This window comes from Ornithinibacillus bavariensis (assembly GCF_018333235.1).
GTDB classification, from domain to species: Bacteria; Bacillota; Bacilli; order Bacillales; family Amphibacillaceae; genus Ornithinibacillus; species Ornithinibacillus bavariensis.
Genome location: NZ_BORP01000024.1, coordinates 1 through 255, shown reverse-complemented (window position 1 = coordinate 255; position 255 = coordinate 1). Strand labels below are relative to the sequence as shown.

Annotated in this window: 1 rRNA gene; it reads left to right on the top strand. The window is 56.1% G+C overall.

Annotation, left to right across the window (positions count from 1 at the left end):
• Nucleotides 1-255 (top strand): 16S ribosomal RNA (locus tag KI338_RS17605); the annotation flags it as partial.

The following is a 255-nucleotide window of genomic DNA, read 5'->3' as shown; positions in this document are numbered from 1 at the left end:
TGGATCGAGCGGCGGACGGGTGAGTAACACGTGGGCAACCTGCCTGTAAGACTGGGATAACTCGCGGAAACGCGAGCTAATACCGGATAATACTTTTTATCACATGGTAAGAAGATGAAAGGCGGCGTAAGCTGTCACTTACAGATGGGCCCGCGGCGCATTAGCTAGTTGGTGAGGTAACGGCTCACCAAGGCGACGATGCGTAGCCGACCTGAGAGGGTGATCGGCCACACTGGGACTGAGACACGGCCCAGA